The sequence below is a fragment of the Novipirellula artificiosorum genome, from assembly GCF_007860135.1.
Lineage (GTDB): Bacteria > Planctomycetota > Planctomycetia > Pirellulales > Pirellulaceae > Novipirellula_A > Novipirellula_A artificiosorum.
This window is the reverse complement of sequence record NZ_SJPV01000001.1, coordinates 1207159-1221719: the sequence shown is the minus strand read 5'-3', so window position 1 is coordinate 1221719 and position 14561 is coordinate 1207159. Positions and strand designations below refer to the sequence as shown.

Below are 14561 nucleotides of genomic sequence, written 5' to 3'. Positions count from 1 at the left end.
ATGATGCCCGAGATTCGTTTCGCCGGTCAATTGCGACCGAGTCAAAAAGAGGTGGTCGAAGTCGCAAGCCGGCAACTCAATGCGGGCCAAAGACGACTGCATATCGTTGCGCCGCCTGGAAGCGGCAAGACCGTGATCGGATTGTACATTTGGGCCGAATTGGTGGGTACACCCGCCCTGGTCTTGTCGCCCAACTCCGCGATCCAGGCTCAATGGGTCACTCGCACCGATCTGTTCAAGCACCGCAGCGTTGACGACTTGCAGTCGCTGATCAGCACATCGGCCGATTTTCCCGGAAGGTTGACATCGTTGACGTACCAATCGGTGACGATGCCCGCTCGGTCCACCGAGTGGGACCAGCAACGGGCAATTGATCTGTGGACGCAGACCTTGCTGGAAAAAGACCAAGCCCAAGATGCAACCGAAGCGGAAGTGTGGATCGATGACCTGCGACGGCACAATCCCGAGTATTTCAACGAGCGATTGTCAGGCTACCGAAAGCGAATTCGCGATGACGATGCGATCGGAGGACTGGCCATGTCGTTGCTCCATCGATCGTGTATCGACACATTGGTCCGGCTGCGCGAGACCGGGGTGGGACTGCTCATCTTGGATGAGTGCCATCATTTGATGGGTCATTGGGGACGGGTTTTGTCCGAGGCGAGCGAATACCTCGGTGACCCCATCATCGTTGGCTTAACGGCGACGCCACCCGATCGATCCAATCGAAAGCAGGAGGACATCAAGCGATACGATCGTTTCTTTGGACCGATTGACTATGACGTTCCGGTGCCAGCGGTCGTGAAGGACGGTTTTCTGGCCCCGTACCAAGATCTCGCCTACTTCGTTCGTCCCACCGAAAAGGAATTGGATTTTATTGCAGGTGTGGACAACCAATTCGCCTCCCTGCTGGACCAGCTTTGCAGTCCCCCGTTGGGCGAGTCACCCAGCTCGCGAGAATCGCTGATCGATTGGCTGGTCCGTGTGCTCCGAGACAAACAGTTGCCCGTCGGACAAGCTGCGGATTGGCGATCGTTTTATGTGCGGGATCGTGAGTTTGCAGAATCGGCCGTCGCGTTTCTACAGTCCCGTTCCATTGAGATCCCGGCGGACGTCCCACCTCCATTGCAAGTCGAATCGGTCAGCATGGATCAATGGGGCACGCTGATCGATCGCTACACGCGTCACTACCTTAGACGATCGCCCCATCCCGAGGATCACCGAATGGCTGAGGTCGCGGTGGATCGACTAAGGATGCTTGGAGTTCAGATCACCGAAACCGGCATTCGTGCTTGTGCATCCCCGGTATCGCGCGTCATCGCGTACACGCGTAGCAAGTCTGCTGCCGTTGCGAAGCTGCTTCGCCGTGAAATGGAGATCCTTGGCGACGAGACGCGAGCCGTCGTGATCGCGGACTACGAAAAATCGTCGGCGATCTCAGCGGATGTGGCTGACGTGCTCGACGCAGAAGCGGGCGGCGCGGTTGCTGCGTTCCGAACCCTTGTCGATGACATGCAAACCAATGATCTTGACCCCGTGTTGATTACCGGATCGACCGTCTTGGTCGACGGCGACTTGGTTCACCGGATAATGCGTGACGCGGCCAGCTGGCTACAACGACGTTCGATCGAGGTCGAATTAAACGAAACGCGTCAAGGCAACTTCTACGAGATCAATGGCCGAGGCAGCGATTGGTGCCCGCGAGTCTACGTGGAAATGATCACTGAATTGTTTCAGCACGGCGTCACACGCTGCTTGGTGGGAACGCGCGGTTTACTTGGCGAGGGATGGGATGCGAATACGGTGAATGTTCTGATCGACCTATCCACGGTGACGACATCAATGACCGTCAAGCAATTGAGGGGTCGTTCCCTTCGATTGAATCCCAACGAACCGCGGAAGGTTGCGAACAATTGGGACATCGTATGCATCGCACCCGAACACACCAACGGTCTGGCGGATTACCACCGATTCATCAAGAAACACGAAACGATCTTTGGAATCTGTGACGACGGAGCCATTGAAAAAGGGGGCGGCCACGTTCATGCGGCCTTCACAACGCAGCGTCCTGAATGGGTCGACGGAAACGTGGACGAATTGAACCACGACATGATGGACCGCGCTGCTCGCCGGGACGAAATCTACAATCTGTGGCGGATCGGCAAACCCTACAATGCGGAACCCGTTCATGCGATCGAAGTAGCATCGCGTCGCCCAAATTTGACTCTTGGCTATCCGCCTTTTCAAGGCAGCCGCTCGGCATGGGATTTACAATCGATTGTTTTGGCGATCAGTCGTTCCGTGCTATTGGCGCTTCGTGAAAACCAAATGATTGGATCCGAGTCGATCCTCCGTGTTGCGATCCGCGACGGAGGCTACGTGCGTGTGTTCTTGGAACGGGCAATACCATCCGATGCCAAGATCTTCGCCACCGCGGTACGCGAAACGCTCTGCCCGATTGATCAACCCCGATACCTGATTCCTCGCAGCGTTGACATTCCGGTCGATACGATGGTTCGCAGATGGCTCCCAAACTTCATCAGCCGATTCTTTGAACGCCGGATTCGCAAAACGGCGATGCTGCACGCCGTGCCTTCCTGCCTGGCGACTCGACGCGAGTTGGTTGCGGTGTTTCAGCGGCACTGGAATGCAAACGTCAGCCCCGGTGAAGCCGTCTTCGTCAAAAATGAGAAAGGGGAGCAAATGCTCGCGACTGCCATCCGTGACGACCTGACTCCCACGACCCTGGTCCATGAAAAGGAGTTGTTTTTCTAGGTTTTCTTGCCGCGGGGACGCTTTTTTTTAGAGAAATGTCACGAACGTTTGTCATCCTTCGTTTATCCGGCCATAATGCGTTAACATCACTCGGCCGGTGGGGCTTGTAATCCCTCTTCTCTGCACACAGGTGTCTGTTTTGCGTTCGTTCTTTCTGCTGCTTGTTTGCCTTGTCTTTACCGCATGGATCCATCCGGCGTCGGGTCTAGCGCAGGCGCCTAGCCGACCGGTTAGCTCCGCTGCCGCGATTAGGATGGCGCCAGGTGTGAAACCGCCCGGTGCGATGCCGCCGGGTGCGATGCCGCCGGGTGCGAATCCGGGTCAGGCAGGAGCAGAAAACAAGGGCGACGAAGGCAAAGAAGAGACCAAGAAGCCGGAGGGGCCCGAACCGAAGGTCATTCGCCGAGACCAAAACGAAGACGAGGATGCGGACCCCGAGGAATTGCGGGCGACCGTCGGCGAAGATGGACGAGTTGCCTTTCAGTTTCGCAATCAACCCTGGGTTGGTCTGGTTCAATGGCTCGCAGAGATCTCGAACAAGCCGCTCGATTGGCTTGAACTGCCAGGCGACCGAGTGAACCTTTCGTCACCAGGACGATACACGGTAGCCGAAACACGCGATCTGTTTAATCGCTATTTATTGGCACGAGGCTACGTCATCTTGGAACTCGATGGTGGGTTGACCGTGGCGAAGACGGAATCGATCAACCCTGCGATTGTGCCGCGAGTGGATCCCGAGAGCCTCGATACGCTTTCGCCGCACACGTTTGTCCGAACATCGCTTGATGTCGCATGGCTGTCGGCTGAGAAACTGTCGGAGGAGCTGAAACCGATGATCAGTTCCAACGGTCGGTTGACCGCCTTGACAACCACCAACCGCATCGAGGTGATGGACGCGGCAATCAACGTGCAACAGATCGCGAATTTGTTGCTACAAGAACGTAGCATCGACAGTCGTGAAGCGCTTGCTCCAGAGTTCAAGCTACGGTACCTACCAGCGGAGGAAGCGAAAAAGATGCTCGAAGAGTTTTTAGGCGTCGAGAAAAAAAGTGCGGCGCCGATGACGCCTCAGCAGATGCAAATGATGCAGCAGATGCGGCAGCGAAGCGGTGGCGAGGCGCCGCCAACGCCCGAGAAAAAAACGGAAATCTCGATTGTCGCCAACACGCGTCAAAATTCCGTCATCATTCGGGCGCCGGAAGACCGTGTCATGATCGCGAGTGAGTTTATCAAACGAATTGACGTGCCGAGTCAGTCCGTTGCCTCCCTTTCGGACATCGAGAGCCGCATTCAAGTCTATCGGCTCGCCTCGCTCGATCCCGAGAAGTTGGTCGACATTGTGGGTGAGATGAACATCCTAGAGCCATCGACTCGTATCCGCGTCGACGAAGACAATAACGCCCTGATCGTGTCAGGCTCCCCAGCCGATCGTTTTATCATCCAGTCCCTGATCGAACGACTTGACGGCAGCGGACGCAGTTTCCAGGTGCTGCAACTGCGACGACTCGATGCAGGCGAAGTGACGGAGTCGATCGCTTTTCTGATGGGACAGAAGAACGAGGACGACAAGAACAGCCGGAACCAGCGTTACTCGTGGTACGGCTATGGCAACGAAGAGGAAGAGGAGGACAAGGATGAATTCCGTGTCGCTGCCAACAGCCGGTACCGACAGGTGTTGTTGTGGGCCAACCCGATGGAGATGGAGCAAGTTGAATCGTTGTTGATCAAATTGGGCGAGTTGCCTCCACCCGGTGGCAGCGACCGCACCATCCGGGTCATCGATGCCTCGGCGACTCCCGAAACGCTGGAGTATTTAAAACGATTGAAGAGGCAATGGAGCCAATTGGCCCCGAACCCATTAGAGCTGCCGGAGACGGAAGACTTCATCGATCCGAATCGTTCGCCGACGTCCGACGATTCCGATGCGACCGACACCGAAGAGGTCAACGAAGTCGCGAAGGAAGCTGATTTGGCGAACTCCGGTGCCCAACGGGGCTATCGGTTGACCGCGATGCAATCACCTGAATTGGCCCCAGAGCAACCGACGCCATCGGAGAACCCAACCGACGAAGCGCCGCCGATTCGATCGAGCCGTGATTTCGATCGCATGTTTGGCGATGTCAAAAAAGTGCCCAATGCAAATTCAGCGGCCGGCCCACCGGCTGCGGTTCGCATTGAGCTCGATCCCTCAGGCAACTTGGTCTTGAGCAGTAGTGATACCAAAGCACTCGATCGACTCGAGGATTTGATGTTGCAAATCTCGCCCCCGAAACGCCCCTACCATGTTTTCAAAATCAAACATGCGACGGCGTATTGGATGCGGCTGAACTTGGAAGAGTATTTCGAGGACGAGGACGAGAAAAAGGACTCCGCTTCGGATTCGTTCTATCGTTATTACTGGGATATCGACTCAGACACCAGCGACGATGGGCCGACGGGGCTGGGCAAAGGCAACAAGATGAGGTTCATTGACGATGCCGACACCAGCACGTTGGTGGTCACGGGAGCCACCTCCGACCAGCTTCGAACGATTGCCGATTTGATCGATCTTTGGGACACCGAAGAGCCGGCTAACAAGCGAAAATCTCGCTACACCAAGCTGGTGTCGATCCGTTTTGGCAAGGCCGATAAAATTGCCGAGACGGTGAAGGAGGCCTACCGAGACCTGCTCAGCAGCAATGACAAAACCTTTCAAGGCGGCGGCAAGCAGGGTGCGAGCGGAGGCCCAGGAAACGGGGCTCAGAAGAACCGCGACGGGGGCGGAAGCGGTTTTGTGGAAACCGAGGGAGGGCGTGATGGTGGCGGTGCCGATTTTTCATTCAAAGGTAAGCTGTCACTTGGAGTGGATAGCGTAGGAAACTCGCTATTGGTCAGCACCGAGGGAGAACCGCTACTTGAGTTGGTTTGCGAAATGATCGAGAAACTCGACGATGCGGCCCGTCCAAGCGGCGAAGTCCAAGTGGTCGAATTGCCCGCAGAGATTAGTGGTGAATCACTTCAGAATGCGCTGCGTGCGTTCGGCGTTGACGCAACCAGTGGTGAACAAACCAGTCCAAAGTCAACCGCGGACATGGGGCGAAACGCGAGGACGCGCGACGAAAAATAGGGCGGAAGTGACCGGCAAGTTGGCATCCAGTCTGGGACGCAGTTGGGGGTAGCCGAAAAACAGCACTTCCACCGGCAGGTGTGCCGGCGTCGACGGAATCAACCGGATGAGTTATTTTGATGCTTTCTTACGGTCACCTACCTTGTCCCCCTGTCGATCCGTTCCATGAATCGTTCGTTGTCGCATCGATGGGCGCAGTTCGTGACACGACGTTGGCGATGGGTGCTGTTGGCTTGGATCGTTGCGGTTGTTTTACTTCGCATCGCAGCGCCGTCATGGAAAGAGATCGCTTTTGACGGCGATTTCGAGTACCTGCCGGCGAAAATGACCAGTGTTGCCGGCACGCGTTTGCTGAACGATGCCTTTCCGGGCATCCAAAGTCGCAGCCAGATCGTCCTGGTGCTCGGCCGGGAAAAAGAAGAACTTCTCAAATCCGATGACATCATCGGACTCGACCTCCTAAGGCGACTGTACCATCAACTCGGAGTGGTGAGTTGGAAACGTGCGATTGACGCGGGCTATCAATCGGGGCCACCTGAGCAGCAAACGTCCGCAGGACCATGGATCAAGCTAGCGCGAGAAGCCTTCGATCAGTCGATTGAATTGGACGAACGGTACTACGAACGCATTGCCGATCAACTGACCGAGCGGCCACCGACGCTGACTCAACCTCGACTTGCGATTGCTTATTGGGATCGCGGCCGATTGCTCGAACGATGGGGTGATGCAGACGAAGCGGTCGAAGCTGATTTTGAAGCGGCGCTGATCTTGATTCCAGAGATTCCCAAGATGGTCGCGCCGATCGCCAAGCGAGACTTAGAGGCTTGGCAAAGCCTGCTTGACGTACTGGCCTGGGAAGATCCCGTTGTTGGAACGCGGTTACGGAAACCCGCTGCACGGTTAGCTGTCTTGCAATTGTCGAGTGAGTTGGCGGCAACGGGCAATATCCAAATCGTCGAAGCCCTCGAGGCACTGATCGCCGAGGTCACACACGACAGCATGCGTTACACCAAGCCGGGCTTGCAGCTGCTAATGACCGGTTCGGCAGCGATCGGTGGTGAAACCTTGATGGGAGCTCGCGATGCCATTCGCTATACCGAATGGATCACGGTTGGCATGATCTTGCTTATCTTGACGATCGTCTATCGGGCGCCCTTATTGGTTGCGATCCCCATGGCCTCGATCGGGTTCGCCGTCGTCGCCTCCATGAGTCTGGTGGCGATACTGACTCAGCTGTCGATGAAGGAGACGATCCCTCTGCTCGACATGCGGGTGTTTACGACCAGTCGGATCTTTATCGTCGTGCTTCTGTTTGGTGCAGGAACGGACTACTGCCTGTTCTTGATCGCGCGACTTCGCGAAGAAGCTTGTCAAAACGTTTGGCCGGTCGCATGTCGCAATGCAGTTTCGGGTGTGATGGGAGCCTTGATTGGCAGCGCCATGACAACCGTCTTGGGGTTGGGGATGCTGTGGATTGCCCAATTCGGAAAGTTTCATTACACCGGTCCCGTGATTGCGATTTGTTTGCTCGTGGGACTGCTCGTTTGCACAACATTGACTCCGGCGTTATTGACAGCATTCGGCCCGATCGTGTTTTGGCCAAATCGGATCAATCTGCGAAAGCAACCCAAGCGATCACTGCTGGGGCCATCGCCCAATCGATCCTTCGATTCCCATCATGGCGGGACGTGGGGGTGGATCGCCGTGCTGCTGACTCGATACCCTGCGACTGCGATCCTGTTCGGCGGGATGCTGCTGAGCGTTCCCGGGGTTTACGGATTTTTGAACGAGCGTTCAGTCACCTACGACCTCAGCAGCCAATTGAATCATGCAGCCAAAAGCCGCCAGGGGCTGCGGTTGCTGGCCCGCCATTTCAACATTGGTGAAATCAACCCGGTCACGGTTCTGTTTCTACGGGCGGAGGATACGCCCCGTGATAAACTGGGAAAAGACGTCAAGCAACTGACCACCCAACTGTACGCCCAAGATGGCGTTGCGGCGGTTCGAAACGCCGATGACCCCTTGGGTGACTTTCCCCCTAGCCGCGACATGAGCTTATTTGGCGGCGATGCTTGGCGCCGCCGGGCGTTGCAGAATCACCGAATTGCTCAGCGATATTTCTATAGTGAAGTTCCCGAGTACGAAAAACGCCTGGTTCGCTTGGATGTCATCATTGACGGTGATCCGTTCTCCCTCGAAACGTCAACGCGTGTCAGCAAGCTGGAAGCCTTCCTACGAGCTCAAACCCTGTCCAAGGAATCGGTCTGGAAAGGCTCCAAGGTCTTATTGGCCGGAACGACGCCGTCAATCATCGATCTACGCAAGGTCACCTTGTCGGACAACCGGCGTATCAAGATCGCGGTGGTCGTCGCCGTTTTTGCCGTCCTGGTGCTCGTTCTTCGACAAGTGGTTTTGTCGTTGTACTTGATCATCACCGTACTGATTAGTTATTACGCGACCTTAGGACTGACCATCTTGTTTTTCCGAGCCGCTTATGGCAGCGACTACGTCGGTTTGGACTGGAAGCTGCCGCTGTTTTTGTTTGTGATCTTGGTCGCGGTTGGTCAAGACTACAATGTTTACCTTGTCACGCGAGTCCTGGAGGAGCAACGTCAGCTGGGTTGGCGAGCTGCACTACGTCGGGCCGTGTCTCGGACGGGAGGAATCATCACGGCGTGCGGACTCGTCATGGCTGCGACGTTCTTCAGCATGACTGCCGCCGTCTGGCTCCCCCCGATTGCACGTTTTTTTGGGTTTCCGACTCAAAGCGGCGTAGCACTGCGAGGAATCGTCGAACTCGGTTTCGCACTCGGGCTTGGCGTTCTGATCGATACATTTTATGTCCGCACGATTCTGGTACCAAGCTTTATCGCTTTGATGGGACGATGGTCGTTAAAAAAGCCGAGCTGAGGGAGCAGGTTCCGCCAAACAAGGCAGCAATCGCTCCAAGCGCAACCAATTGAACGAGTTTCCCGACAACAATTTGCTCTTCACGCGACCACCGCCAATTTGCTAACGACGTACTCTAGCCGCACAATTAGGCTAGTTTTCTCGCGAAGGAATGCGACTCATGAAACCGTTTGGTGTTCGACTTGCTGCTGGTGCCGTCACAATATTGTTGGGGGCGTTAGCCGCTGCACAGGCACAAAAAGACCGTGGTGACCACAAGGAATCAAGCTGGACCTTGAATGCGTCAACTCAATTAACCCACCCGCCTGCTCCGATCACAGGAATGGAATCCACGCAGCCACAGGGACTGCTTGGCGTTGCCGCCTCGGAGATGCAGGCCGGCAATCTCAGCAAACTGAACCTTCCCGACGGCCCACTTGGCAGCATTGATTCGAAGTCATTGCCCATGGCCGAGTACGGAGCCGTCCAACAAGTCCAATTCAGCGAGCCGGCAATTGATTCCGCTCCTGATCTGGCCTATGAAACCGCCTCGGCCCACATCGCGACCCGCTCGACGGTTGCCCCGTTCGTGCCACCCACCCTCGCTGGCGATCCAATGTCTGCGTCAGAAGCACCCGGCTGGGGATTGCCAAACGATCCGATTTCGGTGGAATCAGAGTCCCCGGAGCCTATGCCCCCCACTCCGACGGACGCGCCGGATTCGCTGTCATCCGACCCACAAGGCATGGCGATGGCACCACTGGGACCCAGCGCAGCGGCGTACGGTGAACTTCCAATGCCCGACTCCTCGCCGATGCAAGAATTGGGCGGGGAACCCTCGATGGCAATGCCCGCGATGGCAATGCCCTCGATGGCAGTACCGGCCTTGTCGATGGCAAACGTCCCCCAAGATGAGTACGTCGACCCGCTGGCGGAGGTTGGAGCGGCACCGATGTCATCGGGCCAACCGAGCAATGTCCTTCGTGGTGGCCCGGAACCAATGACGATGAGTGGCTCGGCGATGAGCGGTTCGATCGCAGCAGCACCGTCGGTGAATCCACTGCCGCAATCAGCCCCAATGGAAACCCAGCCGATGATGGGCCAGCCAATGCCATTCACCCCCCCCGCGGCTGCGGACGCGTTGCCCGCCGCGACGTCAATGGCCGCGATGCCGATGCCCTATGCCGAACCTAGCGTGAATCAACCGCAATACGGCTCCGCGGCTCCTTTAGAACAACCTGGTTACCCTGCAAGTCTGCCCGACCAGCGGGTCGCATCCGCAGCCTCGTTGCCGACAGCGATGCAGAACAGCTACCCACCGCAACCGCTTGCAACACCGATCGCCGCTCAACCGGTTGCGATCGATCCGAATGAAACGCTAGCATCGCCAGGAGACCGACGATTAGAGGGCATCCAGGCTCCGAGTATCGTCATTCAAAAACGCGCTCCAAGCGAGGTGAAGGTTGGAAAACCTGCCTCATTCGTGATTCACGTCCAGAACGTCGGGACGGTCGAAGCCCTTGACGTTCAAGTGAACGATCGAGTGCCGCAAGGAATGCGATTGGTGGATGCCTCCCCAGCACCGACGCTTGAGGGCGATGTGCTGATCTGGTCCCTCGGATCCATGCCCGCCGGCGATGAGCGCACCGTGACGATGCAATTGGTTCCAGAACAAGAGGGCGAATTGGGGAGCGTCGCGAGGGTCACGTTCGAAGCGGCCGCCTCCGTGCGCACCGTCAGCACTCGACCCGAATTAAAAATCGTCCAACGTGCACCGGAACAAGTGCTGATTGGCCAGCAACTTGAAATCGAAGTGGAAGTGTCGAATCCTGGAACGGGATCGGCCACCGGCGTGGTCGTCCAAGAAGATGTTCCCAACGGTCTCGAACACCCAAAGGGAAAGCAGCTTGACAATCTGCTCGGCGATCTGGCTCCAGGCGAAGTACGACACCAAGTTTTACGATTGCGAGCAACTGCCCCCGGAGTCATCCAGAACACGATCCGCTTGGTTTCCGACGATGGGTTGTCCGCGGAGCATCAGGTCGACGTCGAAGTGGTCGCCCCTCAATTGCAAATCGGTTTGTCAGGCCCCTCGCTGAAGTACCTTGAACGACAAGCGACTTACGAATTGCAAGTGGAGAATACCGGGACGGCCGATGCGACCAACGTGGAAATCGTCGCCCAGCTTGATCGCGGGTTCACCTTTGTCAGCACCGACTTCGAAGGCCAATACGACCCCTCACAACATGCGGTCTATTGGTCTCTCGCCAATCTGCCAAAGGGCAAGGGTGGCAAGGTTCCGTTGACGTTGCTGCCGGTCGAAGAAGGAGCTCGAAAGATCAGCATTGAGGCGAAAGGCGACCTCGGAACGGTTGCCAAGAGCGAGAAGAACATTGCGATTGAATCGCTTGCCGAGTTGACCTTCCAGATCGCCGACTCCGCAGACCCGATCGAAATTGGGGGTGAAACCACCTATGAAATCCGCGTCGCCAACAGCGGCTCTCGAAACGACAGCAATGTCCGCGTCCAACTGCAGCTGCCAGCTGGGATTGAACGAGTCGCTGCGGACGGTGACGCACAAGAAGATGGCCGAGGCGGGATTTTCTTCCCACCCAAGCCACAACTGGCCGCCAACAGCGATCTCGTCTACCGCGTTCGCGTACGTGGAATGACCGAAGGCACTCATCTTGTCAAAGCGATTGTGACAAGTGATCAAGCCGCTGTTCCTGTGACCAAAGAAGAAAGCACCATGGTCTACGCAGATCGCTAGACGGGCAGCGTTCTAGAAGCGTCGCTCGGTCACCGCCTCGTGACCCTGCGGGGATCGCCCCAGAACGACTGCCACGACCGCACCTGCGACAAAACCTCCGATGTGCGCCCACCATGCGACGCCGCCGGCAACCCCACCCGCGATCGCGGAGACTCCGCTAAAGGCTTGCAGCAAGAACCACAGCCCCAAGAAAACGGGAGCAGGGACGATGATGGTCTGCAGAATCACGAACAACGGGATCACTGCAATCACTTTCGCGTGAGGATACAAGTAAGCATACGCCCCCATCACTCCTGCAATCGCGCCGCTAGCGCCGATCGTCGGTATGGGACTGTAACGTTCCGTGACGTAATGGGCTAAGCCGGCCGCAATCCCGGTCCCCAAATAGAGGGTTGCGTAGCCCAAGTGACCCAAACGATCTTCAACGTTGTCGCCAAAGATGTAAAGGAACCACATGTTGCCGAGAAAGTGCATCCATCCACCATGCAAGAACATGCACGTCAAGATCGTCATCCACGCTGGAATCACCGGTTCCGCCATGGTCCGCGTCACCGTTTCGATTTGAACGCCAAAACGCGTTTGCACAGGAACCTGCTCGGTGATTTTCAATTCCGCACCGGGGTTGCTCAGTCGCGCGGGAACCATCCCGAATTGTTCGACGATGCGACCATCTTGACGGCCGGATGCCCCTTGCCAGAAAAACGCCAACGTGCAGAGAACGATGATGGCGTAGTTCACCACCGGCGTTGTTCGACTTGGGATGCTGTCGCGTAATGGAATCATAAGGCGATTATCGTTTGCGGACGACAACCGACAAGCCCATCCCTCAGAACCTATCCGAAAAGGGGTCTGACCCTCTCTTGGTCTGAGCGCATGGGTAGCGAATCCATTGGAAAACAACGAGTTTTTGAGCAATCGAAACGTCGGTCGACAAAGGGTCAGACCCCTTTTCGGATAGGTTCTTATCCTTTTGGCCCGCTTGTCAAAGAAGAAAAGCGAGCCGGTGTCGCTTCATGCTCAACCGGCTTCGCAAATCTGCTGAACAGTTCACCGGCCTGAGCGTGTCAATCCATCGACCACTCCAGCGGATCCCTTGTTCCAGGCAATAAACAACCTCACACACCGAAGGCGTGATTGGAGCATCTGGCCTTACAACAACGCAGCAAAAAACAGGGAGTGACATCCGTGTCCATGAGTGGAATTGAACTCATTGGCATGCATCCAGCGTCGCCATCTCCCGAATATTCGTCATCAAAATCCGTTGAGACGTTTTCAAATCGCTGACTCATTCAGCAATCATCATTTCGGCGGGAGCCATCAAAAAACGAGTGGCTCAGGGGATCCATTCAGAGCGTCAGACGCTGCTTGAACGAGGGGAACACGGGTGGCGAACCGAGGGAAACAAGCAAGCTTGAGTCATTCGGGCTTCGCATCGGTTTACTCCGTGTAGAGGTGAAGAGTGGTGACAAACAAAACTGGTCGCCGGAGGCAAGGTTTGCTCACCAAAATTAGGTTTTCGTTGCGAGGGAAAATGTGGCGTGGTTTCACTCCGATGTCAACAACAAACTGCGGATACTTTTCCCCTCTCTGAGGCATCTCTTCAAAAAGAGGCGAAAAACACGTTGTCTTATCGCAAACATTTTTTTTGTCGCACCTCGTATTGGCTTTGTCACGTCGCACGTTTCTTGCTCCATCGCGATAGCATCCCATCGGCACCACGTCGGCCACCTGGTTCGATTACAATGTCACAAAACAATCGACACGAGGAGCGTCGCTTTTTGAATCATGATTCACTACACCCTACGGTAAAGCTATTGACTAAAGCCCAGCGATTATGGACCGACGCTTACGTCGACGAAATGGAAACGCTGCTCGGAGCAAGTGTGTGTCGTCGATTGGCGATCTTTAAACTACCACCTGGTTTTGTCCTGTCCGTCATCGTCCCCGTTTTTAATGAACGGAACACGATCGCGACCGTCGTCGACCGACTCCGCGAGATCGGCATTCCAATGCAGATCGTCTTGATCGATGATGGCAGCGACGATGGAACGGCCGACTCGATCGAAGCCCTTGCGAGTGACCCGACGATTACCGTCCTTCGCCACGATCAAAACTTGGGCAAGGGAGCAGCCATACGAACCGGCATCCGATCTTGCAGCGGCGACGTCATCGTGATCCAGGACGCAGATCAAGAATACGACCCGTCCGATTTTCGCTACCTGCTCCAACCGCTCCTAGCCGGCGAAGCCGATATCGCCTATGGCACTCGATACGGCCACTACGACCGCCAACTGTCGCCTTGGTGGCATCAAGCGGTCAACAGCTTCATTACGCTGCTTGCAAGCGTCTGTATCGGCATCCGGCTGAGCGACGTTGAAACCTGCTACAAGATGGCACCACGTCAGCATTTCGACACCATCCTTCCCCAACTTGCCGAATCACGATTCGGTATAGAAATTGAAATGACAGCACGATGGGCCAGACGGGGACTCCGGTTCACCGAAAGGCCGATCCGCTACCAGCACCGATGGTACGACGAAGGGAAGAAAATTGGCTGGCGCGATGGCGTGTCCGCCTTGTGGTGCATCGTCAAGTACGGACTTTTCAAACGCTAGTTCCGCTCTACGTTGACACCGAATCCGACCTGACGCGCCGACGGGCATTTGGGGAGGGCGAATTGCCCTAACCTGACCGGTGGCGAACTGGAACGATCGCAGAAATACGGCATTTTCCCCCCTTCGGCTGGCGGAATTCCGTCAAATGCTTGACCCCTACCTGATCGTGACGTTACGCTAGAAGAGGGCGCGGGCACGTTCTTTGGGTCCCCGTGCGACCCAGACGCTTGTAGCAACAGCGATTTTGCGGACACCGCCGCTTCGACAGAGACTTCACGGAGGCTGAAATTGATGGTTGCGGTCCTTTCTAATTCTCATCGAACCGACACGGATAGACAAGACAATCGGGTGGTCTTGGTCGTAAACCCTGCTTTCTTGCAGGAGATCAAGGATAGTAACCCCGATT

General features: G+C 56.1%; 6 protein-coding genes. 5 read left to right on the top strand and 1 reads right to left on the bottom strand.

Annotated features, from left to right (window positions below; all coding sequences use genetic code 11):
* The 4 genes from Poly41_RS04265 (at position 1) to Poly41_RS04250 (ending at position 11540) form a co-directional block, all read left to right on the top strand.
* Complete coding sequence (locus Poly41_RS04265; RefSeq protein ID WP_146524620.1) at positions 1-2775, top strand: DEAD/DEAH box helicase family protein; 2775 nt, start codon at positions 1-3, stop codon at positions 2773-2775.
* A gap of 130 nt (positions 2776-2905) precedes the next feature.
* Positions 2906-5881: a secretin N-terminal domain-containing protein gene (locus Poly41_RS04260; RefSeq protein ID WP_231615390.1), complete on the top strand. Its 2976-nt coding sequence runs from the start codon at positions 2906-2908 to the stop codon at positions 5879-5881.
* A 165-nt stretch (positions 5882-6046) separates the two neighbouring features.
* Positions 6047-8791 carry an MMPL family transporter gene (locus tag Poly41_RS04255; RefSeq protein ID WP_146524619.1) on the top strand — a complete coding sequence of 915 codons (2745 nt, stop codon included), beginning with the start codon at positions 6047-6049 and terminating at the stop codon, positions 8789-8791.
* 160 nt (positions 8792-8951) lie between these two features.
* On the top strand, positions 8952-11540 hold the full coding sequence (locus Poly41_RS04250; RefSeq protein ID WP_231615389.1) for a DUF11 domain-containing protein: 2589 nt from the start codon (positions 8952-8954) through the stop codon (positions 11538-11540).
* A gap of 12 nt (positions 11541-11552) precedes the next feature.
* Here the strand turns inward: Poly41_RS04250 and Poly41_RS04245 are convergent, their stop codons facing one another.
* Complete coding sequence (locus tag Poly41_RS04245) at positions 11553-12323, bottom strand: rhomboid family intramembrane serine protease (protein WP_146524617.1); 771 nt, start codon at positions 12321-12323, stop codon at positions 11553-11555.
* Positions 12324-13282: 959 nt separating this feature from the next.
* Here Poly41_RS04245 and Poly41_RS04240 point away from each other — a divergent pair.
* On the top strand, positions 13283-14155 hold the full coding sequence (locus Poly41_RS04240) for a glycosyltransferase family 2 protein (RefSeq protein ID WP_146524616.1): 873 nt from the start codon (positions 13283-13285) through the stop codon (positions 14153-14155).
* The last annotated feature ends 406 nt before the right edge of the window (positions 14156-14561 follow it).